The organism is Brevibacterium sp. UCMA 11754 (assembly GCF_021532275.1).
Taxonomy (GTDB): Bacteria; Actinomycetota; Actinomycetes; order Actinomycetales; family Brevibacteriaceae; genus Brevibacterium.
This window is the reverse complement of record NZ_JACBOT010000026.1, coordinates 17,368-41,757: the sequence shown is the minus strand read 5'-3', so window position 1 is coordinate 41,757 and position 24,390 is coordinate 17,368. Positions and strand designations below refer to the sequence as shown.

Here is a 24,390-nt window from a genome sequence, read left to right as displayed (position 1 = left end):
TTGTTGTTCAGATCCGTCACACGTGTCGTTGGCTAGTTTGAACAGCGGACTTGTTGGAAATGTGTGTGGCCCCGACCGAAGTCGGGGCCACACACATTCAAGCACTCACATGATCAGTTTCATCGAGTGATCACTCTGCGGTTCTTATTCAGAAGTCGGTCGGTGACTGTCCGACCTTCTTGCGGCGACCGGTCACGGCGATCGCTGCTCCGCCGATGAGGAGGAGGAGCGCTCCCGAGGCGAGACCGCCAAGGTCTGTACCGGTGCGTGGCAGCTGGCTGCCATCGTTTCCGCCGTTGTCGCTGCCGCCGCCGTCTGCGCCGGCGATGACTGTGAACGATTCCTTCATCGAGTCATCGCCGCAGATTGCGCTGGCTGTGTAGGCGCCGACATATGCCGAAATATTGTCGGAGGTGCCGAAGACATTGACCGAAGCCTTGCCCTCGTCATCGGCTTTGACGGTGTTTTCGTACGCTGTGACCGGGATGCCCTTGGGTGTGACCGCGAAGTGCACGTCCGAGCCGGGCTCGCAGTCTTCGACTGCCAAGGTGACGCCCTTCTTCTCGTTGGCGAAGTCGGCGGCTTCAAGCGTCTTCGGTGAGACCGTGAACGACGCTTCTGCGGGAGCCTCGGGAGTGTCCCCTCCGTCTCCATTGTCTCCGTCATCGCCGTCTTCTTTGTCTTCGGCGACGACATTGATGTTGCCCTTGAGCGTCTCCGACTCGGTTCCCTCGCGGTCGATGGTGACCGTGAACGGCACCTTGCCCTCTTCGAGGTTGTCGGGATTTCCCTGGTAGTAGAGGTGGAGCTTGTAGTCGCCATCAGCGTCGGCGGTTTCGGTGTCCCCGGTCAGGGAATCGGTGATCTTGTCACCCTTTTTGACGCCCGAGACGGTGACGGTGACGCCGTTGTCCTTGTTGGCGAGATCCGCCGCTGTGATCTCTTTGGGATCGACCTTCAACGAGGCCTCGATCGGATCAACAGCGTCGTCATCTTCGGTGACCGTGACTTCAACGGGAGCAGATTCCTCGCTGGTCGTATCGTCGACGAACGTGAGTGAGTACTTGCCTGCTTCGATCGACTCAGGTGCGGTCACAACTCCGCTGACATTGCCGTCCTCGTCGGCGGTGACCTTGTCGGCCTGAGCGGCGGCCCGCTGTGTCGAAACGGCTTCGCCCCTAACGCTGACAGTGCCGCCGGGGGTGAAGCCCTCGCCGGTGAACTTGAGCCCGTCCTTCTTGAAGTCGGAGACCGTGATCTCCTTGGTTGAGAGTGCGACCTTCGGGTCGACTTCCGACACCTCGTCGACGACGTTGATGTTGCCGTTGATTGTCTCCGACTCGGTTCCTTCGCGGTCGATGGTGACTGTGAATGCCACCTTGCCCTCTTCGAGACTGTCCGGGTTGCCCTGGTAGTAGAGGTGAAGCTTGTGGTCGCCATCCGCGGCGGCTGTCTCATTGTCTCCGGTCAGGGAGTCGGTGATCTTGTCACCCTTCTTGACTCCTGAGACGGTGACGGTGACGCCCTTGTCCTTGTTAGCGAGGTCCTCTGCCGTGATCTGGGTCGGATCGACGTTGAGCGAGGCATCGATGGGGCTGACTTTCTTAGCCTGAATGTCGAGGCTGCCACTGAGTTTCTCGGTGATCGCTCCTTGGCGTGCGACCTGCACGTTGAAGGACTTCTTGCCGTCCTTGAGATCTTCGTCGTCGCCAATGTACTTGACGTTCAGAGTCGCGGTCGAACCAGCGGCAGTCGTAGCGGGCGCGCTCAGCCCGGAGGTCGAGAGCTTATCGCCCTTCTCCAGGCCGGTTACCGTGACCTTGACGCCCTTGGTTGCGAGGTCTTCGGCCGTGATCGAGGAGTTGGAGACCTTCAGCTGTGCATTGATCTCTTCGACGTCGTCCTTAGGAGTCTCGGAATCCTTCGAGTCCTTGCTCTTGTCGTCGTCCTTTGCGGAGTCGTCCTTCTTGGAGTCCTTGGAATCGTCGTCCTTAGGTGCCGGCTTGTTCGAATCCTTCGCGTCGTCGCCGGATTTTTCGTCTGCCTTATCGGCAGCAGCCTTCTCGTCGGCCTTCTTCTGCTCAGCCTTCTCGGCGGCGAGCTTTTCGGCCTTTTCCTTCTTGATCTGCTCTGCTTTGGCCTCGGCGGAGTCAGACTGCGTCGATGACGGGGCCTCGGCGGCGGCGACTGGGGCGGCCACCAGGCCAGTGAACGCGAGGGCCACGGCCGGCGCGAGGATGAGCTTCTTCATTGGAGTGCCTTCAATCTTGGAATTGTGAGGGGGTGCACATCTGACAGCCATCCTAGATACAGGGAATGCACTGAACTACTTATGTACGTTTAGTTCAGGGTGAATAGCTGTAACACTTTGGTCAACGAATCGACGACATCGAGACGTTCTCGTGATGTGACCGGCCGGTAGTGGCACTCACCTACCGGCCGATGCCGGTTCCAAGACCAGCTGGCAGCCGTGCGCTCAGACCGGCCAGGCCTCGGCCCTGATCTGCTTGCGCTGCTCAACTGTGGGCACGCGAACGGTCAGTGCCGCAGGCATGACCTCCATCGCCAGATATCCGGACTGGCCGATCGGATCCCCGTCCAGCTGCACATCGAGCTCCTCGCCGGATTCGATGACGACCTTCTGGCATTTCCTGATGTCTGTGTGCAGGCCCTTCGACGTCTTCCGTCCCAGAACAGAGGCAAGGACGCCCACCCATTGGCCCAGGTTCTTCGGGCTGACGATGAGGACATCGAGCATCCCGTCATCGATGACGGCCTGTGGCAGAAGCTGGATGCCGCCCTGCAGCTTCCCGCAGTTGCCGCCGAGGACTGATCGCACGCGAGCGGAGACCCGATAGTCGTCGTCGAAAGTCACCTTCACGTGACTGGGGCGGCCGACGAGCTTCCTGGACCCGGCCTCGACGTAGGCCAGCCAGCCGAGACGGGACTTGAGATCGGAATTGGTATCGGCCATGACCGCGGCATCGAACCCCAGCCCGGTCATCACAGTGAAGACGTGAGTGTCCCCATTCTCGGCGGTCTTCGCGGTCCCGACGTCGATCCTGCGGTTGCGGCCCCACAGGGCGATGCGCAGGGCCCACTCGGTTTTGTCGAGCACGATGTCGAGGTTTCGCGACAGGAGATTACCCGTCCCCAAGGGAACGATCCCCATCGGTGTCGCTGATCCCACCAGCGCCGAGGAGACGGCTCGGACCGTGCCGTCGCCGCCGGCAGCGATGACGACGTCGACCCCCTCGTCAAGTGCACGAGCCGTGGCCCCTTCGCCGGAGTCCTCGGGTGTGGTCTCGATGACCAGCGGTGCGCTCCAGCCTTCGAAACGGCAGATCGCCTCGGCGGTCGAAGCCAGTCTGCTGACATCGGTCTTGGTCGGATTGACGATGAGAGCGGCCCGGTAGCGGCCAGAGTTCTCGCTGTCTGGACCATCGGGATCGGAGCCTCTGGAGTACTGTCGAAGCCGGCTCAGGGCACGACGAGCCCCGGTGCGGCGGCCGACGAAGAACGCGACGAGCAGCACGACGATGAAGCCGGCGACGACGAGCCACGTCATCATGGGGTCCAATGCGATGGTCATGTCTCAAATTTACAGTGCCCCTCTTGAGTGCGAGCTGGCCACCCGCATGAGTGTCGCTCGAATATCGAAAAGAGTCCTGGGCCGTTAAGCTGAGAGGGTGATCGATCTAGCGCTCCTCAGAGAAGACCCGGCCCTGTTCAAAGCATCGCAGGAGGCCCGCGGCTCGTCCGTTGACCTCGTTGACGAAGTCCTCGCCGCGGATTCCGCACGCCGCTCTGCCATCACGGCATACGAGGACGCGCGCGCCGATCAGAAGTCCTTCTCCTCTCAGATCGCCAAAGCGGCCAAAGAGGACAAGCCCGCGCTCATCGCAGAGGGCAAGGAGAAGTCTGCCAAGGTCAAGGCCCTGCAGGCCGAGTCCGAAGAGGCGAGCTTCGCATTCGACAAGCTCGCAGGAAAGCTCCCGAACCTCATCGTCGAAGGCATCCCCTCCGGCGGCGAAGAGAACTTCGTGACCCTGAAGACCGTCGGTGAACCTCGTGACTTCAGCACCGACGGCTTCGAACCAGCAGACCATCTGGAGATCGGTGAGACGCTCAAGGCCATCGACACTGCCCGAGGCACCAAGGTCTCAGGTTCGCGCTTCCACTACCTCACCGGGTTCGGTGCCAAGCTGGAGATGGCCCTGCTCAACCTGGCCCGCGACGTGGCCGAAGACGCCGGCTTCGTCCCGACCATCACACCGACCTTGGTCAAGCCCGAAGTCATGCGCGGCACCGGATTCCTCGGCGAACACGCCGATGAGGTCTACCGACTCGAAGCCGATGACCTGTTCCTCGTCGGCACCTCAGAGGTGCCACTGGCCGGACTCCACATGGACGAGATCATCGACCTGAGCGACGGTCCGCTGCGCTACGCCGGAATCTCGTCCTGCTACCGTCGCGAGGCCGGTTCCTACGGCAAGGACACCCGCGGAATCATCCGCGTCCACCAGTTCCAGAAGGTGGAGATGTTCTCCTACGTCGAGGTCGAGAACGCCGCTGCCGAGCACGAGCGCATGCTGTCCCTGCAGGAGAAGATGCTGGGTCTGTGCGAACTGCCCTACCGCGTCATCGACACCGCAGCCGGCGACCTCGGAGACTCCGCAGCACGCAAATTCGACTGCGAAGCCTGGGTCCCGACACAGGGCACCTACCGCGAACTGACCTCGACCTCGAACTGCACGACCTTCCAGGCACGCCGCCTGCAGGTCCGCGAACGCTACGACGGAGCCACCCGCCCCGTCGCCACACTCAACGGAACCATGGCCAACACCCGCTGGATCGTCCCGATCCTGGAGAACCACCAGCAGGCGGACGGTTCGGTCACGGTTCCCGCGGCACTGCGCCCCTACCTCGGCGGCATGACCGCCCAGGGACCAGAGGGCCCGCGTTACTGAAGCCACGATCCTCAAGCTTGGAGAGAAATTGCCCGAACACCTCATCGCGCTCGACATCGACGGCACCATCGTCAACTACGACGGATCACTGTCCGAGCCCGTCCGCCAGGTGCTGACCCAGCTCGCCGAAGCCGGTCATCACCTCGTCATCTCCACCGGGCGGGCACTGCCCGGAGCGCTTGAGGTCGTGCACGCACTCGACCTCAAGCAAGGGTTCGTCGTCTGCTCGAACGGATCTGTCGTCGTCAAGCTCGACCCCGCTTCGCCGCTGGGCTGGGAGATGCACCACGTCGTGTCCTTCGACCCCAAGGACGCTCTGGAGAAGATGCACGAGGCGCTGCCGAACGCACTGTTCCTCGTTGAGGACCCCAACCTGCACCGGTGGGCCTCAGGACCGTTCCCCGCGGGTGAGCTCGCGGAATCGGACACGCTCGACATCGTCGATTTCGAGCAGCTCCTGCAGAAGCGCGCCACCCGCATCGTCATGCGAGAGGTCAACGGCACTGCGGAGGAGTTCGCCGAGGCTGTCGATCGTCTCGGTCTCCACGAAGTCAGCTATTCGGTGGGCTGGAGCAACTGGCTCGACATCGCCCCCGACGGAGTGTCGAAGGCCAGTGGGCTCGAACTCGTCGAATCCGAACTCGGAATCGACCACGAGCTGAGCATCGGCGCTGGTGACGGACTCAACGACATCGAAATGATCGAGTGGGTCCATCACGGAATCGTCATGGGTCAGTCGAAGGACGTGCTCAAACAGCATGCATCGCTCGTGACGAAGTCGGTTGACGATGATGGCTTGGCCGTCGCTCTCGTTGACTACTTCGACCTCGACCCCGAGGTGCTTTCACTCAGCGGTTCCCGCGCCACCCACACCTGAGGCCCAGCGCACACCTGAGGCTCAGCGCGCAGCGTGCGCGTCGAGCACGGCACCCAGGTAGCGTGCGACGCCGTCCTCATCGACTGCGTCGGTGACGGTGGCAGCGCAGTCCTTCACCGACTGCAGCGCGTTGCCCATGGCGACGCCGTGGCCGGCCCAGGTCAGCATCTCAATGTCGTTGGGCATGTCTCCGAACGCCATCACCTGATCACGGGCCACGCCGAGGTGGTCGCACAGTTCCTCGAGCGTCTTCGCCTTCGTGACACCTGCCGGAGCCAGTTCGACGAGACCGTTGACGGGGTCTGAGAACGAAGCATGGCAGTTCGCGGCGACCAGGGGATCAAGCAGATCGTGGAGAGCCGCTGAGTCCTCGGAGCCGATGCTGACGAGGATCTTCACGACGTCCCGCGTGGCCAGCACCGACAGGTCCTCCATGACGTGGGCCTGTCGGGGGTTGCGGGAGATGAAGTTCTTGTCGACGAGTCCGCCGGTGAGGGTCTCGAACGCGAAATGCGCCTCCGGGTGGGAAGCGGTGATCGTGGCGATGATCTTCTCAACTTCGGAGAATTCGATCGTGTGAGCAGAGACCACACTCGCCGAGGCGATGTCATAGACGACTGCTCCGTTGAGGCAGATGACACGACCGAGGTCGGGTATCTGTGCGGCTATCGCCTCCAGCCACCTGATCGGCCGACCGGTGACGAGGACGAAGGGGATGTCCATGTCCTGGCAGCGGTGGATCGCATCGATCGTGGCCTTGGAGATGGGCTTCCAATCAAGCAGAAGCGTGCCGTCGATATCGCTGGCGACGAGGCCCAGATCGAAGTCCTCGGGTGGCGTCATGACTGCCCCCGTCCATCCAGGTTCTCCTGGACGCGTTCGAGCAGCTGCGCAGCGTCGGAGATGAACCGTTCGGTCGCCTTCGCGCTTGGGCCGAACTGTCGCCCGGCGATGATCTCGGTGCGGGCCATCGATGCCGCGAGCACCGCCTCGGCGACCTTCGACGAGGCCTTGGTCAGCAGCTCTGGAGTGTCACCGACAGCATTTCGGGTGTGGCCGGGAACGACCTGCCCGGAGACCGGGTGATGGGTGTTCAGCCACGCAGTGATCTCGTCGACGATCGGCACCAGGTCGTTGAGGCGCTGCGTCCCATCGATGATCGTATTCGCGTCGGCAGACGGACTTCGGCCCTCGGCCGACAGCTCGTGGACGGCCACCGAGGTGGTGTAGTAGCGGTCGACGGCGCGGATGAACCGGTCGCGGTTATGGCGCCAGAGCCCGGTGCCGAACTGCTGGTCAGGGCCCTTGCGCGAGGAGGACCCGCCCGGCTTTCGCAGCCCGGAGAAGATGTTCTTCACAGGTAGTTGCCCGTGCGGCGGTCGTCGGTGTCGTCCTGCTTCTGGCCGTTCGCGGCTGCGGTCGGAGCGGTCCCGGGTGCCACCATTCCCGGTGGCAGCTGTCCATGCCCGGCAGGACCCTGCTGCGCCATCGCCTGCTGTGCCATGATCGCGGTTTGGATGCCGTGGAAGAGTCCCTCCAGCCAGCCGACTAGCTGGGCTTGGGCGATGCGCAGCTCGGAGTTCGTCGGAGGGCCATCGCTCGTGTCGAAGGGCAGGTCGAGGCGTTCGAGTTCGTCGATGAGATCCTTGGACAGGCCGTCCTCGAGCTCGTCGATCGACCGGCGGTGGATCTTCGCCAGACGCTCGCGGCCCTTCTCATCGAGGTCGGTGCTGCGAACCTCTTCGAGGAGCTGCTTGACCATGGTCCCGATCCGCATCACCTTCGCGGGGGAGGACACATCGACCTCGGTCGATGACTCCTCGGCGGACTCACCGGCAGGACCCGTCGACTGTTCGGGAGTGCTGGTCATGTTCGGACACCTTCTTCCTGCGCTGAAGCTCAGACACGCTGGGCCTCAGCCTCGATGAACCTCAGACGTGCTGTTCTGACTTCGCGGCAGGCACTGACTCGTCGACGATGAGCAGTACTTTTCCGATGCTCGCGCCCTCTTCCAAGGCGGTATGCGCCTTGGGGGCATCGGACAAGGGCATCGTCTCGTGGACGATCGGGCGGATGTCACCGGAGATCACTGCCGGCCACAACTGTGCGGCCACCTCGGCGACGATCTCGATCTTCTGCTCCTTGGGCCGTGCCCGGAGCGTCGTGCCCGCGACCGACTTGCGTGGCTGCATGAGCGAGGCGATGCTGAGTTCGGCCTTCGCGCCGCCCTGCATGCCGATGATGACGAGGCGCCCGTCGGTGCCCAGAGCCTTGATGTTGGACTTCAGGTACTTCGCGCCGATGATGTCGAGGATGACGTCGGCGCCGGTGGAACCGTCGGGGCGAACGCAGATCTCGTGGACGCGTTCGACGAAGTCCTCTTCACGGTAGTTGATGACGGCATCGGCGCCGAGGCTGCGGCAGAATTCGGCCTTGCGCTCGGACCCGACGGTGACGACGATCTTCACGCCGAGGTGCGCAGCTATCTGGATGGCGGCCGTGCCGATTCCGGATCCGCCGCCGTGGACGAGGAGCCATTCGCCGGCCTGGATGTTCGCGTTGCCCACGATGTTGGAGTGCACGGTCGACAGAACCTCGGGCAGGCCAGCAGCCTCGGTGAGGTCGAGACTGTCGGGGACTGGAAGCAGCTGACCTGCGGGAACAGGGACTGATTCGGCGTATCCTCCACCGGAGAGGAGGGCGGCGACTCGGTCGCCGACCTTCCAGCCGGTGACCTCGGAGCCGAGCTCGGCGATCGTTCCGGAGACCTCAAGGCCCGGGATCAGCGTGGCACCGGCCGGTGGGTCGTAGAAGCCCTGGCGCTGCAGCAGATCGGCGCGGTTGACGCCGGCCGCGTGCACTGTGACCAGAACTTCGTCGGCCGCGATGTCCGGGGTCGGCTCCTCGGTGACCTGAAGGACTTCGGGACCGCCTGGAGTGGAAATCGTGATTGCTCGCATGATTCCACTCTAGTGGTTCGGCCGAGATTCGGCCGAGGTCACTTCACGTCCGAGACCAGGCCCGCAGGGCCTCAGGCGAAGAGACGGAACATCGGTGAGTTCTGATGCACGCGTTCGATCTCGATCTGCGAGGCGTCCATGCGTTCGAGCAGATTCGGCAGGTCCTCGGCATAGCCGAGTTCGATGCCGACGAAGGCAGGGCCGGTTTCACGATCAGAGCGTTTGACGTACTCGAACATCGCGATGTCGTCGTCGGGGCCGAGGATCTCGTTGAGGAAGCGACGCAGGGCGCCGGGCTCCTGCGGGAAGTCGACGATGAAGTAGTGCTTGAGGCCTTCGTGGACGAGTGAGCGCTCCAGGATCTCCGGGTAGCGGGAGATGTCGTTGTTGCCGCCGGAGACCAGGCACACGACGGTCGATCCCGGTTCGATGGCGATCGGCTTGCCCGTTCCCGGCTTCCCGATGGCCGCCGAGGCGATTGCCCCGGATGGCTCGGCGATGATGCCGTCGACCTGGTACATGTCGAGCATCTCTGTGGCCACTGCGCCCTCGGCAACGGGGCGGACATCGACATCGAGGTCGGAGACGATGTCGTAGGTCAGTGCCCCGGCGCGCTTGACTGCGGTGCCGTCGGCGAAGGGGTCGATGTTCTCCAAGGTGACCGGACGTCCGGCCTTGAGTGCCGCGATCATCGAGGCGGCACCCGCTGGTTCGGCGCCGATGACGGTGGTGCCCGGCAGGTTCTTAGCCGCATAGGCCGCGATTCCGGAGATCACTCCGCCGCCGCCGACGGGCACGATGATGTAGTCGGGTGCTGCCTCGAGCTGGGAGGCGATTTCCACAGCGACCGTGCCCTGACCGGCGATGGTGCGAAGATCGTCGAAGGCCGAGACGAGGAGGGCATCATTGCGTTCGGCGTGCCGGTGGGCCAGCGCCGATGCATCGTCATAGGTGGAGCCGGAGATTTCGATCGTGACCCAGTCGCCGCCGAAATGACGGACCCGGTCGACCTTCTGCCTCGGCGTGGTCTTGGGGACGAAGATGGTGCCCTGGATGCCCAGTTCCTTGCACGCGCGGGCGAAGCCCTGGGCATGGTTGCCCGCCGAGGCGCACACGACGCCGCGGGCACGCTCGGTCTCGTCGAGCTGAAGCATGAAGTTGAAGGCGCCGCGGACCTTGTATGAACGCACCATCTGCAGATCCTCGCGCTTGAGGTAGACGGTGGAGCCGGTGGCGGCGGACAGCCGCTCCGAAATCTGCAGGGGAGACATGATCACAGAGTCGGCAATTCGCGTCGCGGCCGCTTCGACCTCGTTCGCGAGTGTTTGCTGCTGGGGTGATACGTCTTTTTTCAACACGACTCTATTGTGCTCCTTCTGTGTTGTCCTTGTGCAACTCGTTCCGGAATGAGGACACCCGGCAAGCCGCCCTACCAGCACTCCGATGCCGCCGACCGGCACTGCGCTGGGGCGTTGAAAGCACTGCGATGGGGTGCTGAAGCCATGGAATGAGGCGCGGAGTTGATGATTTCTGGTGCGCCCTGAACAGCGCGAGGGCCGTAACATGATTGGATGGAAGATGCCCGTAATTCCTTCAAGGAGGCGACATGGCCATCAGCAGTGAGCTGGAGCAACTGTTAGCCAGCTGGATACCTCGGCAGTCGTGGTTTCCGAAGCACGCCGCAGACTTCGGAACCGACCCCGATATCACCCCGATGTCGGTGGCTCGTGCCTTTGTCTATAAGGCCGAGGAGCTCGGTGGTTTCGCCGGTCTCGTGACCGTGATCTCTGTCGGTGACGGTCCGACCCTGCGTCGGCTCAACATTCCGCTCTCACTGCGCGGAGTCGAAGACATGCACCTGCGCAAGTCGCTGATCGGTCGGATCGATGACCTCGCACTGGGGCCGGTATTCGTCTATGACGGTGCGGCAGACCCCGTCTTCGTCAATCTCATGGCCGACGCGATCACCAAGCGCAAGGTCTTCGACGGCGGCCAGCTGAGCACAGAATCGTTGCGCCACAGCCAGGAGAAGGCAGCAGCATCGCGAGCGAGCCAGCCTGCACAGTCTTCGGTGCCGACGGCATCAGCTGCATCTCGGTCAGCCTCGGGCCGCAGCAATTCCCCCGCCGAGGTGGTCCCACCGAAGCCATCGAAGGCTGCGTTGGTCACGGACTCTCGTGACGAGCTGCCCATCGACATCCGTCCCATTGAGGTCACCGACTCCGGCGCCCACAAATCGACGGTCATCATCCACGACGAGTACGAGCCGATGGAGCTCAGCTTCTTCCGTGTGCTCGAGAACGGGATGCCGTCATCGCTGACGATCCCGGTTCTGCTCACCGAGGCGGGCTCCCGCAGTGTTCCCGAAGTCATCGGCTGGGGCTCGGGTCGCTGGTACGACATGTTCGAGGTCACCGAGATGGAGGCTCCGATGGCGCTGCTGTCCCATGTGGACGTCGACGCCGAAGCCGCCTGGCGCGAAGCAGTGGACATCGTCTGCGCCGTCGATTCCGGATCGATCGGTGCCTATAACGCTCAGGCCGCAGAGATGGGCCGCCGCATCGGTGAGCTCCACTCAGACATGGCCGCCGAATTCGGCATCGTCGAAGGTCGCGGCGAGCCGACGAGGCTTCTGGCCAAGAAGTGGATTGAGCGCATCGACTGGGCACTGGGCCGTGCGCCGCTGGCCCTGGATTCCCTGGTGCCCGAGCTGCGTGCCCACCGCATGAAGCTGCAGTCGCTGAATACGATCGGTGTGCTGCAGAAGATCCATGGCGAATTGACTCTTGATCACGTAGTGAGCTCAGGAACCGACGGCTACTCGGTCGTGAAGTTCACGGACTCGACGAACTCGGATCCGAAGCCGGTGGCACTCGACCTTGTGGCATTGCTGCGCAGCGTCGACTACGCGGCCGGATTCGCAAGATTGCAGCGCACCGGCGAGCTCGAATCGGAGGACGGCGGCCTGGTCGTCAACGGCTTCGGCAGTGACGCGTCAGCGCTTCGGGCCATCTACGATTCCCCGGAATTCCTCTGGGCCTCTCAGGTGCAGAACTCGCTGCTCAGCGGCTATTCTCGTGCCCGTGGCGAAAGCCTGGGTCTCGGCGATCCTGTCCTGCGCGCAGCCCTCATCGACAGGCTCCTTGTGGAGGTCGTCACCGAACTGCGCAATCGCCCCAACTGGCTCTCGGTTCCGCTGTCGACCTTGGCCTTGGTGCTCAAGGGCAAGCCGGCTCGTGCCGGTGACACCCCCGCCGAGGCGGAACTCAGCGTTCCCGCGACCGCCGCAGAGGTTTCGGGTGCCACGGGGGCTTCGAACGACACTGTGACTTCGAACGACACTGTGGCTTCGAACGACGAAGACAATTCGAGTGACGCGGAGGCACCGGGCGACGCAGACGTTTCGAACGACGCGGATGAAGCGCGGAAGCCCGAGCTCGTGGTCGAAGCCGACGAAGCTCTCGCAGACGCGGACACCGGGGCCGACGCCGACTCCGAAGTCGGCGAGGACGCTGGGACCGACACCGGCTCCGAGGTCGGCAAGGACAGTGCGTCCGACACCGGCTCCGAGGTCGGCAAGGACAGTGCGTCCGACACCGACTCTGTGATCAACACGGACGCTGCTGCTGACGCAGACACAACAGTCGACACGGACTCCGAGACCACAGAGTCCGCTGAACCTCGGCCACGTCGTGCAGCCGGGCAGGAACCGACGGCGCAGTTCACCGGCGCTGCCAGGCCGAGCAGGATTCGTCGCCCAAGCCTCGCCGAGCAGTCGGCCTTCGACGATGAGGAGTTCGAGGACGAAGAGGACGAGTTCGTCGTCTCGCCCGTGCCTGCTACGTTCGCTGCGCGCGGTGCCGCCCCGGAGGATTCGGATTCGACTGGTCGACACGTCCTGCAGGAGGAACAGCACGCGCAGTCGCAGACTGACGAGCCCGAAAAGTCACAGACCGATATGTCCGAGCAGTTGCAGACTGATGCATCTGAGCAGGGCAGCGGCACAGCTAAGCACTGACGCCAGTCCCTCGGGAACCGATTAGCAGAAGACAATCGGTTTGTGAGAAACTGTTGTGGCTCAGCCTCGTGCGGAGCAGGCCGTGGTTCATTGTGAACCCTTGGAAGCGTGTCCGAGCGGCCGAAGGAGATGGTCTTGAAAACCATTGAGCGGCAACCCCGCTCCGTGGGTTCGAATCCCACCGCTTCCGCAAAGTGAAAGTCCCCGTTCGCGTCGTGAAAACGACAGCGACGGGGACTTTTCACATCCCTACTCCGCAGCGGCCTCCGGCTCGGACATCTCGGCGTCGGCCTCAGGGTCGTCGAAGCTACGGACGGTGCGCTTGAAGCCACGAGTGAGCACGGCCAGGTAGATGACGCCGATGGCCAGCCAGACCGCGCCGCCGATCAGTGCGGTCTCATGCAGGCTCACCCACAGGATGCCGGTGAGTATTGCGCCGATGGCCGGCATCACCACGTAGTTGAACGCCGACTTGAAGTCGACGACCTGTCTGGTGCGGAACGCGAAGTGAGCGATGACCGTGAGGTTGACGAAGGTGAAGGCGATGAGGGCTCCGAAGTTGATCAGCGCGGAGATGAACTCGAGGCTGAACGACATCGCCAACAGGCACACCGCGCCGACCAGGATGATGTTGAACATCGGGGTGTGGGTCTTCGGGTGGATGTAGCCGAAGGCCTTGCGCGGCAGCACCCCATTGCGTCCCATCACCAGCAGCATTCGCGAGACCGAGGCATGGGAGGCCAGGCCCGATGCCACTGTGGCGGCGAAGGCGGCTGCGAGGAAGAAGCCCATGAATACGGGCCCTCCGGTGAGGAGGCCGATCTCCGGCAGGGGGTCGTCGACGACGCTGAACTGCGAATTGTCGGGGAAGAGCTGCTGAGCGAAGTAGCTGGCGACGAGGAAGATGAGTCCACCGGCGACCACTGTCAGCAGAATCGCCTTGGGCATGAGGCTCACATGCTTGGCCTCATTGGTGTACATCGTCACGGCATCGAAGCCGATGAAGGAGAAGCAGACCACGGTGGCGCCGGTGAGCAACGCGGACATGTGCACGCCCTCATGCATGAAGGGCTCGGCGCTGAAGACGATTCCGGATCCCTCGCCGTTGGTCAGATTGACGACGGCGATGATGCAGAAGAGAGCGACCATGGTGACGGCGAAGACCAGGAGGACGGCGTTGAAGTTGGCCGTTCCGCGCATGGAGGTGGTGACGATGCCGGTCATGATCACGGTATAGAGGACCACCCACACCCAGGCGGGGGCATCGGGAACCAGCGACTCCATATACAGGCGGGCGATGAGGCAGTTGACCATCGGCAGCAGCAGGTAGTCCATGAGCGAGGTCCAGCCGACCAGGAAGCCGAGTCCCGGGCTCATGGTTTCTCGAGTGTAGGTGTAGGCCGAACCCGCTGTCGGGAAGACCTTGACCATCTTTCCGTAGCTGAAGGCCGTGAAGATCATGACGATGAGCGCGACGAGGTACGCGGCGGGCACCGCCCCGTCGGTTTCGTCCGATACGATTCCGAACGTATCGAACACCACCGTCGGCGTCATGTATCCGAGACCGAGCCCGACGATGGACCATAGCCCGAGGTTGCGTTTCAGTGACCCTGACGCAGCCATATCAATCCTCCCCAATGAGTCTTGCCGAATGTCGCAGCGCGCCCACCCGACCGTGCGATGGCACAAGCGCATAAGTGATCTGCGCCATAGACGCTATCCTCTATACAACCGAAAACGCAATCAATCTCACGGAATGAAACGATAACTTCACCTGTGTCGTGTAATTCGCAACGAATCCAGTAGCCCAGGTTGCTGATTACTAGTGGTGGTGCGCCGCCACGCTTCCCCTCATCCCGCCTAACGAACGACTTTTCAGTAACAGCGAAAAGAGAGTAGGTTGATCAGCATTGGCAATGTCGGCCCGCAGAAGTAACGTGGTCGCAATGGTTCGGTCCCGAACGGATCCGGCCATGATGCTCGACGAAGAGAGGCAACGGCGAACAATGGCGATCGAAACACTCAGCTCGGCGCAGTCGAAGGCGTGGAAAGACAGGGTTCTGCCCCCAGTGGAGAACGTTGCCGAAGGCGTCTGGGCGATCCCCGTCCCGATCCCCAACAACCCACTCGTCTACACCTACTGCTACGGAATCGCCGACGGCTCGGGTCTGATCCTCATCGATCCCGGTTGGGACGGTAAAGACCAGTACCTGGCGCTCACCTCGGCGCTGGGATCCCTGGGATTCTCCGTCGCGAACGTCCACGGGATCGCCATCACCCATTACCACCGCGATCACATCGGGCTGGTTCCCGCGCTGCTCCACAAGAACCCTGACATGTGGGTCGCCATGCACGGAGAAGATCTGCGCTCGATCAAGCGGTTCTTCTCCCAGAGCGTGGATCTGGGCACAGGGGTCGACCCGAGCATCAACATCGCTCGCGCCTACGGAGTTCCCGAAGACCGCTGGTCCGAGGTCGAGAGCCTCCAGATCAGCAAGAAGGACGGCAGCAAGAAGGACAAGGGCGGCGCCGGATCCAAGGACGACTTCGCGCTGCTGATGAGCAGCATGCCCGACACCATCACCATCCTCGAGGACGGCTCCGAGCTGCCACTGGAGTCCGACGCGCTGCGGGCGCTGTGGACACCGGGCCACACCTACGGCCACTCGGTCTTCATCCGCGATGAGGACCAGCTGCTGTTCTCGGGCGACCACGTGCTCCCGACGATCACCCCGAACATCGGGCTCGACAGCGGCGCGATCACGCACAGCCTCGGCGACTATCTGGGCTCTCTGGACAAAATCGGCCAGCTGGACGCCGAGGTGGCGGTCCTGCCGGCGCACGGGTTCCGCTTCCAGGGTCTCCACGACCGCAAGCGTGAACTCGTCGAACATCATCAGCAGCGACTGGGTGAGATCACCGCGCGCATGGACGCCACCGAGGACCACAGCGTCTACTCGATCGCGCAGGGACTGCACTGGTCGCGCGGATTCGAATCGCTGCACAACTTCAACCTGTTCGCCGCCCTGGCAGAGACCGCCGCCCACATGCACTACCTGGACATCGAAGTCGGAGCGGGGTCGCTCGTCCCACAGGCGTGAGGCGAGCATGCCCCGGTGAGCAGAGGAGACGCTGATGAGCACCGAATACGTTCCCGCAGCCGAGGTCAGACCCGAGACCTTCATGTCGCGAGCCGCTGACCACGTTCAGCGCGGTGCCCAGCGCGGGCGTGAGCTGCGCACGGGCATCGAATCCGCGATCGCCGGCTACCGGCGCTACTTCGAATTTCTGTCCATCGCCGAGGCGGACGTCCGTGCCGCTGCCGCGTCGAGTCACGCACGTCTCCGGGCGTGGTCACCGGAGGCCGCCGAGGAGGTCGCGGCCGTAGCCGAGGGCGCGCAGGTTCCCGTGGATGAACTGATGGAGGTCATCGCCCGCACGGAGATCATGACCCTGGCGCCGGCCTCGCTGACGGAGTGTTCGACCGTGAGCTTCACTCGCCCGGGAAGCTCACTTGCGGCGCAGAACTGGGATTGGGCCGCCGACTTCTCGACGCTGTGGCACATCAACGATGTGGGTAGTGTGCCCGGCCAGCTGCGTCATGTGGGCATCGCCGAATACGGGATGCTCGGCAAGATCGGACTCAACGAAGCCGGCGTCGGCGTCCTGCTCAACATCCTCAAGCACGAGGGCGATGAGGCCGGGGGAGTGCCCATCCACATGATCCTCGAACGCGTCCTGTCGACGGCGACGACACTGGACGAGGCACTCGAAATCATCCACTCGGCGCCCACCACCTCCTCGTCGATCATCACGGTGGTCACCGCCGACGAGGTGGTTCAGGTCGAGATCGCCAATGCCCAGAAGCGCGAGCGACGAGCCGGAGGTGTCAGCGCATCGCCGGGCTCGGAGTCAGGATTCCTGCTGCACACGAACCACTTCCTCCACCCCGACCTCGTTCCCGGAAGCCTCGAGCTCAACGCGACCTCGACCTCACGGGCACGTCACGCTCACCTCGAGCGGCGACTGGAGGAATACTCCGTCCGAGCTGGAACTTCAGGTGGTCCCGAGTCGCCGGCCGAGCTCATCGACCTTCTGACCACCGGGCCAGACGAAGCGCCGGTGTCCTGCACCCCGGCTCCAGGTGCCGCCTACGGAGACCGGTCGGCGACACTGGTCACCGTGCAGATCGACCCGAAGCGCAAGCAGATCGACCTGGCTCCCGGTTCACCGGCAGACGGGATGCAGGGCAACCGCCGCTATCAGCTCTGAGCTACGAGCGTCAGGCATCAGCGGCTTCGCTTGCGGCCTCTTCTTCGCGCATCGAGATGATCGTGTCGAGGCCGGAGGCGATCGAGTTCGAATCATCCAGCGCTGTCTGAGCCAGGCGCCACGGCACCATGTCGAGGTTCTGATCGCCCACGCGGAAACGGATGAATGGCTGCCTGCTGCGGGGGTCATCGGCCTCGAGGTTCGCGCCGTAGCGCCACTGTCCGAAGCCGATCCGCCGGATGGACTCGCCGATGAAGCGCATCGCTCCGGCGACGAACTCGGTCTCGTCTTCCGTCATCATCTCATCGCGGGAATCGTAGCGGGCCTTGAGCTGCTTACCCAGCCGGACCAGCGCCTCGCGCCCGAATTCCCAAGAGGACGGATCGGCCTGCTCCTGGGTCCAGGCAGCGATGCCCGGTTCCACGGTGCCGATGAAGCGGGAGAGGAACTCGACCTCTTCTTCGCTGGAGTTCTCAGCGGTGAGCATCCCCATCGCCAGGCCGGTGCAGCTGCGCTTCGGCTCGCCGTCGCCGCCGAGGTTCTCGCGGGCCTTGGTCAGGACAGCCGTGAAGACCTCGGCGGTCCGGGCATCGACGGCGGCGAGGATGATCGCCAGGATGGGAATGGGCTCACCCTTCAGTGGACCCTCTTCCGTGTCCGGGCGGATGAAGGGCATCCCGTTTCCGGTCTCCTCGTCGTGATCCCAGGCTCCACCGATCGCACGGAGATAGGTCTCGCCGAGGTAGCGGATGAGGCCTTCGACGAATCTGCGGTTCTCCGGGTCGATCACCTCGTCGGGGGAGGAGAATTGGGAGAGGACGAAGAACTCGAGCATCGGCAGGGATTTGGGGCCGAAGTCCTTGGGGAACGGCACCGTCTCCCCGTCTTCCTTGTCGAAGGTCTCGGGCAGGTCGGCGAGGACGAAGGCGCCGAGGCGGACATCCATGTTGTTGATGAAGGCGTAATATTCGCGCTGTAGTTCATTCACGGCCACCACTTTAGTGCCTAGGTGCCGGCCCTGGGCGTTCGCGGTGGCGAGCCTAGGCCTTCCGCGAGAAGTCGAGCAGCCGGCTGAGGATCCGCACCATCTGCGTCGAGTCGATCTCGACGACCTCGTGAAGTCTTTTCCCTGCAGCTGCGCGCAGAGACGCCTGCGAGTGGACGGCCGTGAGCGCCTCGATGAGGTCCTTGAGCGGAATCGTCGATGCGGCTTCCGCGAAGTCGATGGCGTTTTCGATCAGCGATAGGATCCGCTGTCCTTGGAAAGAGCTCAGCTCCGCGTACCTGGGGTAAAGGCCAGGCGTACGCAGGCAGTACAACTGGATCTCATGCTCAGCGATCACCTCGGCGGCGGTGGCCCTCTTCTGGCTGAAGGTGTCGTCGATGAACTCCCGAAGGAAGCCTTCGATGTCCTCGGGGCGACTGGAGTTGAGACGATCGCGCCAGCGTTCGATGCTGGCGTCGAGCATGTCCAGGTCGTGGGAGGTGCGCTGTTCGATCGTGGCCAGAACCAGATCGTCGCGGCTGGAGAAGTTCGAGTAGAACGCTCCTCGAGTGAACCCGGCGGCCTCGCAGATCTCCTCGATCGAAGCCCCATCGATGCCCTTGACGGCGAAGACGGACACGCCCGCCTCCACCAAGGTGGACCGGGTCTGCCGTCTGCGGGCGCTGAGATTGTCTGTATTCATCGAACATTTCATCGTCGTGGCGGTCGCTGTGCTGGTGTGGCGGTGTTGCTGTCGCGGGGGCAGTGCTGGTGGGGCCCGTGTGCATCGGTGTTGGCCTGGGCATCCGATGAGAATCCTCAAGAAACTCCTGATGCATTTGCGCTGAGGGCACTGAGTCAACAACAATACAGTACTGTATCCAATACACTTTTGTATCGAGGTCTTCGTGTCAACATTCCTGTACGCCCTGGGCCGTCGTGCCTATCGCACTCCCATCCGATTCATCGCTCTGTGGTTGGTGATCTTCGGACTCGTCGGTGCCGGTGTGGCAGCATTCGCGAAGGACTTCGACGACGACTTCACCCTCCCCGGGTCCGAAGCCCAGGTCGCACTCGACTCGATGCGTGCAACCTTCCCAGAAGCCTCGGGCGTTGCCGCAGACGTCATCGTCGTCGCCGCCGATGGTGACTCGGTTGAGGACTCCACGTACAAGGACGAGATCGAGAAGGAAGTCGATCGGCTCGAAGGCCTACCGCACGTCGATGCCGTGACCTCGCCCTTCGATGACTTGGTCGAAGGTGCCATCAGCGGCGACGAATCCGCCGCAATGATCTCCGTGCAGTACGACGGCACCCAGCAGGAAGTCGGCGAAGCGGCCCCAGACCAGCTGCTCGAGGAACTGGATCCGCTCCGCGACGCCCTGCCGGACGGCTCCCAGGTCGAAGGCGGCGGTGAACTCTTCCAGATCACCGGTGTGGCGATCTCTTGGGTCGAAGGCATCGGCGTCGTCATCGCCTTCATCGTTCTGCTGCTCACCCTTGGTTCCTTCCGCGCAGCGGGCATGCCCCTGATCACGGCCCTCATCGGCGTCGGCATCTCTGTTCTCCTGGTCGTGGGATCCACGGCCTTCGGCGCGGTCAACTCCTCATCGATCATGTTGGCGCTGATGTTGGGCCTGGCGGTCGGCATCGACTATGCGCTGTTCATCGTCTCCAGAGCCCGGGCACTCCTGGCCGAGGGCCACGACCCGCTCGAGGCCACCGGACGGGCCGTCGCCACTGCCGGATCGGCCGTCGTCTTCGCGGGTATGACCGTGATGATTGCGCTGCTCGGCCTGTCCCTGGCAGGAATCCCGTTCCTCACCGTCATGGGCATCGGCGCCTCCGGCTCCGTCATCATCGCCGTGCTGATCTCCCTGACGATGGTTCCCGCCTTGCTGGGACTGGTCAAGGAGAAGATCACCCCCAAACCGACGAAGCGCTACCGTCGGGCGTTCGCAACCGCCCAGAAGAAGGCGGACGACTCCGTCTCCCGGTCATCGCTTGCCGCCGAGGCGGAAGCTGAGGCCGGTGAACCGTACCCGAAGACGATCATGAACAAGTTCTTCGCCGGTTGGCTGCGCGTGGTGACGAAGATTCCACTGCTGACGGTCGTGATCATCGTCGGTGGCCTCGCACTGTTCGCGATCCCCGCCTCTAACCTCCAGCTCTCCCTGCCGACCGCAGGCAGCCAGGAGGAGGGCACCCCCGCCCGAACCACCTACGACCTCATCGACAAGCACTTCGGGCCCGGCTTCAACGGACCGCTGGTGATGACCAGCGAGATCGTGACTTCCGATGACCCCCTCGATGATGTCGAGAAGATCGAGAACGAGATCGAAGACGTCGATGGCGTCGACCAGGTCGTCCTCGCCACCCCGAACCGGGATGCGACGACCGCTCTGTTCCAGATCATCCCCACCACCAGCTCCGAAGATCCGGCGACTCTCGACACTGTCGACCGGCTCCGGGACCTGAGCGCGGACATCGAGGACGAGGACGGTTTCGAAACCGCAGTCACCGGCGCCACGGCGATCCAGATCGACGTCTCCGACCAGCTCGGCAAGGCGCTGGTGCCCTTCGGCATCTTCGTCGTCGGACTCTCGATCATCCTGCTCATGATGGTCTTCCGTTCGATCTGGGTGCCGATCAAGGCCACCGGCGGCTTCCTCCTGTCCGTCTTCGCCTCCTTCGGCACTGTGGTCCTCGTCTTCCACGACGGGCTCTTCGCCGGTCCGCTGGGCATCGACTCGACGGGCCCGGTGATCAGCTTCCTCCCGATCATCCTCATGGGCATCCTCTTCGGACTTGCCATGGACTACGAGGTGTTCCTCGTCTCCGGAATGCGCGAGGCCTATGTCCATGGGGCCACAGCCAGGGATGCGATCAAGGCCGGCTTCGCCTCCTCTGCCCGAGTGGTTTCGGCAGCGGCGATCATCATGTTCTCCGTATTCGCCGCCTTCGTTCCCGCAGGCGAGCCGATCATCAAGTCCATCGCACTCGCCTTGGCCTCCGGCATCTTCGTCGACGCCTTCCTGGTGCGCATGTCCCTGGTGCCTGCCATCATGCAGATGCTCGGCGACAAGGCCTGGTGGCTGCCGAAATGGCTCGACCGCATCCTGCCCCGACTCGATGTCGAAGGAGAAGGCCTGGCCCACGAGGTGGCTCTGCGGGACTGGCCGGAACCGGACTCCGAGTACCGGGTCTACGGCCGCGGCATCGCTGTGAGCTCGGGTCGACGCGGATTCGCCCAGGTCGACATCTCCCTCTCACCGGGCCAGATCCTCGTCGCCAGCGGCCACGCGCGCAAGGCACTTCTGCTCGCCCTCTCCGGTCGCGTCGGGCTGACCGCCGGTGAGATGAAGATCGGAGACATGGTCCTGCCCGAACATGCGGGACGGATCCGTCGTCGTGTTCCGTACTTCGACCTCGATAAGAACGGGCCGGGGAAGATGCCAGGGGCACGCGAGCTCTCACAGCTGCGCACCTCGGCGCCGGATCTGCTCATCATCAGCGAAGCGGGCGCACTGGCCGGCGAAAGTGGCCGGGACGTTCGCGACCTCCTTTTTGACCTCCAGGCCGAGGGCACGGCAATCGTGCTGGGCCTGCCCGACGGCGACGTCACCGGCGTCCTGTCCCCGAATACGAACTACTTCCACCTCGACCTCGACGAGGCCAAGCCCGAGGCTGAGCGTGGAACCGACAATGACAACGGCGGCGTGCAAGCCCACGCAGCCGGTCGCAGCGAAATGGAAGGCGTGCAGTCGTGAGACTCGAACGTGCGAACTCGAAACGGCCCGTGACCTGGCTGTCCCTCTTCGGCCTGGTGCTCATCCCGATCATCGTGGCCGCTGGATTCATTTTGGCCACGTACAACAGCACCGATCGCCTCGATACGATCGAGGCCGCGATCGTCAACAACGATGACGGCGCTGAGGTTGATGGTGAGACCGTGCCGATCGGCCGGCAGCTGACCAGTGGGCTCGTGGGCGAAGAGGACAAGAACATCCATTGGGTCATCACCGATGAAGACGATGCCGAGAAGGGCATGTCCGATGGAACCTACGCTGCGACCCTGACCATCCCCGAGGGCTTCTCCAGGGCTGTGACCTCGGTCAGCGACGCCAAGTCCGCAACTCAGACGCAGCTCGACGTCGATGTCTCCGGGGTGGCTCCGGCCGCCGACACCCAGATCGCGCAGTCCGTTGCCGGGGTGGCGCGGACAACCTTCAACACGCAGATGACCGAGACCTATCTCGACAACATATATGTCGGCTTCAACGACATGGGTGATCAGATGAAGGACCTCGGGGACGCCGCCGGTGAACTCGATGACGGCGGCGAGGACCTGGCGAAGGGAACGAAGAAGTCCGCGAGTGGTGCGGGCGAACTCTCCGACGGCATGGAGAAGCTCGACTCCTCGGGATCCGAACTCAGCAAGGGCGCCGGAGACCTGTCCAAGGGTGCGGGCGACCTGTCGAAGGGCACCTCCGAACTCTCCGGCGGTCTGCAGGACATGAAGAAGCAGACCGCAGATCTGCCCGACAGCACGCAGAAACTGGCCGACGGTGCCGGAGAGCTCTCCGGCGGAGTCGACGAGTACACGAAGTCGATCGACCAGATCATCAAGGGCTTCGCCGGTTCCGGTGACTCGGGCTCCGGCGAGGGTGGAATCGATGACCTCGTCAAGGGCGGCAAGGACCTCGACAAGGGCGCCAAGGGAGTCTCCGAAGGTGCCGAGGGTCTGTCCTCGGGGCTCGGGAAGTACCGCGACGGTCTCCAGGACGGTGCTGACCAGGCCGATAAGCTCGCCAAGAGCGGCACCGTGACCGGTCTCGACGACCTCGTTTCGGCGGGCATGATGACCCAGGACGAGGCCGATCAGGCACGTGCTCAGATGTGCCCTGCCGGCACACCGGATGAGGTCTGCGCCGGCATCGAGAAGGCCTACGCTCAGGGGCTCCTCAACGGCACCTCGGGCGGGCTGAACAGCGCCGTCGACGGTCTGGAGCAGAAGCAGGACGGGGAGTCGCTGCTCGGCGGTGCGGACAAGCTCGCTGATGGTGCCGGTGAACTCAGCGACGGCATGAGCAAGTTCGTCAAAGGACTGGAAGACGGCCTCGGCGAACTCACCAAGGGCATGGAGGACATCTCGAAGAATGCTCCGAAGCTGCTCGAGGCCTCGAAGGGGCTGCGTGAGGGGGCTTCCGGTGTCGCCGAAGGCAATCAGAAGCTCGCCGACGGTATGCCGGAACTCAGTGACGGCATCGCCAAGGTCGCAGATGGCTCGAGCGAACTCGACGACGGTGCAGGACAGCTCTCCGATGGACTCGGTGAGTTCTCCACCGGACTCGACACGTACACGACCGGAGTCTCCACCGCCGCAACCGGCACCTCTGACCTTGCGAGCGGACTGGATACCCTGTCCGAGGGCACAGACAAGTATTCGCAAGGCGTCGGCAAGTTTGCCGACGGTGTGAAGAAGGGCGCGGACGAAGTCCCCACCTATTCGGCCCCGGAGCGTGACAAGCTCTCCACCGTCGCCTCTCAGAACATCAAGGCGCCGAGTTCCTCCGACGCGGGCGATGTGCTGCAGGGGTCGACCCTCGCGCTGCTCATCATGCTCGCCTTGTGGGTCGGCGGACTCGTCACCTACACGGTGCTCAAGCCGATCCCGGCCTCGACCCTGCTCTCGACGAAGTCCTCAGCGGCAGTCTGGCTGCGTGGATTGGTGCCAGGCGTGATCGTAGGACTGCTGCAGGCCCTTGTGCTGTCGATCCTGGCGGTGAGCGTGCTGGACATCGGTGCCGTCCAAGGCTTCGACATCGCGGTCCTGACGTTCGTCTCCGCGCTGGTGTTCATGGTGCTCAACTTCGCCTTGGTGGCGTGGTTCGGCGGCGTGGGCAGGTTCCTGTCTGTGATCGCTGTGGTCCTCGCAGTTGCCGGACGAACGATCGGCGCGGTGCCCGGCTTCTTCGACTTCCTTGCCCCGATCCTGCCGCTGACGCCGGCGATGAACGGCTTCGCCGCGATCACCGCCGGAACCACGGGACTGGGTGCCGCCTATGGTGGCCTGCTGGCCTGGGCGATCATCGGAGTCGTGATGTCCCTGCTCGCGATCGTGCGAGCCAGGACCACGAAGCCCGAAGCCGCCCTCGAGATGGCCGAAGCCTAGGAGGTAGGGGAGACCTGCGTGGGTGAGACCCACTTCGACCTAGCCTTGAGCGTTCTCCCGACTGCCTGCGCCGCCTGATTCCCGTCTGAGGATCACGGCGGACCACAGGCTGCGGAGTTCTATAGTCGAAGTC

The 24,390-nt window shown here is 63.5% G+C and carries 17 protein-coding genes and 1 tRNA gene; 8 read left to right on the top strand and 10 right to left on the bottom strand.

Annotation, left to right across the window (positions count from 1 at the left end):
- Nucleotides 1-148: 148 nt before the first annotated feature.
- Nucleotides 149-2,251 carry a hypothetical protein gene (locus tag HX613_RS14915; RefSeq protein WP_235346040.1) on the bottom strand — a complete coding sequence of 701 codons (2,103 nt, stop codon included), beginning with the start codon at nucleotides 2,249-2,251 and terminating at the stop codon, nucleotides 149-151.
- Nucleotides 2,252-2,476: 225 nt separating this feature from the next.
- Nucleotides 2,477-3,592, bottom strand: coding sequence for a diacylglycerol/lipid kinase family protein (locus tag HX613_RS14910; RefSeq protein ID WP_235346039.1), 1,116 nt, complete (start codon nucleotides 3,590-3,592; stop codon nucleotides 2,477-2,479).
- Nucleotides 3,593-3,689: 97 nt separating this feature from the next.
- Here HX613_RS14910 and serS point away from each other — a divergent pair, with 97 nt between their 5' ends.
- Both serS and HX613_RS14900 read left to right on the top strand, forming a co-directional pair.
- Nucleotides 3,690-4,970 (top strand): serine--tRNA ligase, encoded by a 1,281-nt coding sequence (gene serS, locus HX613_RS14905; protein ID WP_235346038.1) that lies wholly within the window; start codon nucleotides 3,690-3,692, stop codon nucleotides 4,968-4,970.
- Between the two features lie 28 nt (nucleotides 4,971-4,998).
- Complete coding sequence (locus HX613_RS14900; RefSeq protein ID WP_235346037.1) at nucleotides 4,999-5,847, top strand: HAD family hydrolase; 849 nt, start codon at nucleotides 4,999-5,001, stop codon at nucleotides 5,845-5,847.
- A 21-nt stretch (nucleotides 5,848-5,868) separates the two neighbouring features.
- Here HX613_RS14900 and HX613_RS14895 read toward each other — a convergent pair whose 3' ends face one another.
- From HX613_RS14895 to ilvA, 5 genes are all read right to left on the bottom strand, one after another.
- Entirely contained in the window at nucleotides 5,869-6,690 is an 822-nt protein-coding gene (locus tag HX613_RS14895; RefSeq protein WP_235346036.1) for an HAD family hydrolase, read from the bottom strand.
- Nucleotides 6,687-7,205, bottom strand: coding sequence for a hypothetical protein (locus tag HX613_RS14890; protein ID WP_235346035.1), 519 nt, complete (start codon nucleotides 7,203-7,205; stop codon nucleotides 6,687-6,689). The genes HX613_RS14895 and HX613_RS14890 overlap by 4 nt, the downstream gene beginning before the upstream one ends.
- Nucleotides 7,202-7,717, bottom strand: coding sequence for a proteasome activator (locus HX613_RS14885; protein ID WP_328284966.1), 516 nt, complete (start codon nucleotides 7,715-7,717; stop codon nucleotides 7,202-7,204). The genes HX613_RS14890 and HX613_RS14885 overlap by 4 nt, the downstream gene beginning before the upstream one ends.
- A gap of 61 nt (nucleotides 7,718-7,778) precedes the next feature.
- Complete coding sequence (locus HX613_RS14880) at nucleotides 7,779-8,807, bottom strand: NAD(P)H-quinone oxidoreductase (RefSeq protein ID WP_235346034.1); 1,029 nt, start codon at nucleotides 8,805-8,807, stop codon at nucleotides 7,779-7,781.
- 71 nt (nucleotides 8,808-8,878) lie between these two features.
- A complete protein-coding gene (gene ilvA, locus HX613_RS14875) occupies nucleotides 8,879-10,165 on the bottom strand; it encodes a threonine ammonia-lyase IlvA (protein ID WP_328284965.1) in 1,287 nt (428 codons plus the stop codon).
- Nucleotides 10,166-10,413: 248 nt separating this feature from the next.
- Between ilvA and HX613_RS22275 the strand changes: the two genes are divergently transcribed.
- Nucleotides 10,414-12,825 carry a maltokinase N-terminal cap-like domain-containing protein gene (locus HX613_RS22275; protein ID WP_268826947.1) on the top strand — a complete coding sequence of 804 codons (2,412 nt, stop codon included), beginning with the start codon at nucleotides 10,414-10,416 and terminating at the stop codon, nucleotides 12,823-12,825.
- A 102-nt stretch (nucleotides 12,826-12,927) separates the two neighbouring features.
- Nucleotides 12,928-13,015, top strand: a tRNA-Ser gene (locus tag HX613_RS14860).
- 59 nt (nucleotides 13,016-13,074) lie between these two features.
- On the opposite strand, the gene HX613_RS14855 is transcribed toward HX613_RS14860, so the two are convergent.
- Nucleotides 13,075-14,448, bottom strand: a complete 1,374-nt coding sequence (locus HX613_RS14855; protein WP_235346032.1) for an APC family permease — start codon at nucleotides 14,446-14,448, stop codon at nucleotides 13,075-13,077.
- A gap of 383 nt (nucleotides 14,449-14,831) precedes the next feature.
- Here HX613_RS14855 and HX613_RS14850 point away from each other — a divergent pair, with 383 nt between their 5' ends.
- Complete coding sequence (locus HX613_RS14850) at nucleotides 14,832-15,926, top strand: MBL fold metallo-hydrolase (protein WP_235346031.1); 1,095 nt, start codon at nucleotides 14,832-14,834, stop codon at nucleotides 15,924-15,926.
- A 34-nt stretch (nucleotides 15,927-15,960) separates the two neighbouring features.
- A complete protein-coding gene (locus tag HX613_RS14845; RefSeq protein WP_235346030.1) occupies nucleotides 15,961-17,097 on the top strand; it encodes a C45 family autoproteolytic acyltransferase/hydolase in 1,137 nt (378 codons plus the stop codon).
- A gap of 10 nt (nucleotides 17,098-17,107) precedes the next feature.
- Here the strand turns inward: HX613_RS14845 and HX613_RS14840 are convergent, their stop codons facing one another.
- Nucleotides 17,108-18,085: a hypothetical protein gene (locus HX613_RS14840; protein WP_235346029.1), complete on the bottom strand. Its 978-nt coding sequence runs from the start codon at nucleotides 18,083-18,085 to the stop codon at nucleotides 17,108-17,110.
- Nucleotides 18,086-18,137: 52 nt separating this feature from the next.
- Nucleotides 18,138-18,785: a TetR/AcrR family transcriptional regulator gene (locus HX613_RS14835; RefSeq protein ID WP_235346028.1), complete on the bottom strand. Its 648-nt coding sequence runs from the start codon at nucleotides 18,783-18,785 to the stop codon at nucleotides 18,138-18,140.
- Between the two features lie 205 nt (nucleotides 18,786-18,990).
- Here HX613_RS14835 and HX613_RS14830 point away from each other — a divergent pair, with 205 nt between their 5' ends.
- Together HX613_RS14830 and HX613_RS22735 are read left to right on the top strand one after the other, a co-directional pair.
- A complete protein-coding gene (locus tag HX613_RS14830; protein ID WP_235346027.1) occupies nucleotides 18,991-21,852 on the top strand; it encodes an MMPL family transporter in 2,862 nt (953 codons plus the stop codon).
- Nucleotides 21,849-24,257 carry a YhgE/Pip family protein gene (locus HX613_RS22735; RefSeq protein ID WP_235346026.1) on the top strand — a complete coding sequence of 803 codons (2,409 nt, stop codon included), beginning with the start codon at nucleotides 21,849-21,851 and terminating at the stop codon, nucleotides 24,255-24,257. Before HX613_RS14830 ends, HX613_RS22735 begins: the two co-directional genes overlap by 4 nt.
- Nucleotides 24,258-24,390 lie beyond the last annotated feature (133 nt).

Bases quoted from the DNA above. Each gene is read 5' to 3' on its own strand.
- HX613_RS14915 (WP_235346040.1), bottom strand. From the start codon at position 2,251: ATGAAGAAGCTCATCCTCGCGCCGGCCGTGGCCCTCGCGTTCACTGGC.
- HX613_RS14910 (WP_235346039.1), bottom strand. From the start codon at position 3,592: ATGACCATCGCATTGGACCCCATGATGACGTGGCTCGTCGTCGCCGGC.
- HX613_RS14895 (WP_235346036.1), bottom strand. From the start codon at position 6,690: ATGACGCCACCCGAGGACTTCGATCTGGGCCTCGTCGCCAGCGATATC.
- HX613_RS14885 (WP_328284966.1), bottom strand. From the start codon at position 7,717: ATGACCAGCACTCCCGAACAGTCGACGGGTCCTGCCGGTGAGTCCGCC.
- HX613_RS14880 (WP_235346034.1), bottom strand. From the start codon at position 8,807: ATGCGAGCAATCACGATTTCCACTCCAGGCGGTCCCGAAGTCCTTCAG.
- HX613_RS22275 (WP_268826947.1), top strand. From the start codon at position 10,414: ATGGCCATCAGCAGTGAGCTGGAGCAACTGTTAGCCAGCTGGATACCT.
- HX613_RS14855 (WP_235346032.1), bottom strand. From the start codon at position 14,448: ATGGCTGCGTCAGGGTCACTGAAACGCAACCTCGGGCTATGGTCCATC.
- HX613_RS14850 (WP_235346031.1), top strand. From the start codon at position 14,832: ATGGCGATCGAAACACTCAGCTCGGCGCAGTCGAAGGCGTGGAAAGAC.
- HX613_RS14845 (WP_235346030.1), top strand. From the start codon at position 15,961: ATGAGCACCGAATACGTTCCCGCAGCCGAGGTCAGACCCGAGACCTTC.
- HX613_RS14835 (WP_235346028.1), bottom strand. From the start codon at position 18,785: ATGAATACAGACAATCTCAGCGCCCGCAGACGGCAGACCCGGTCCACC.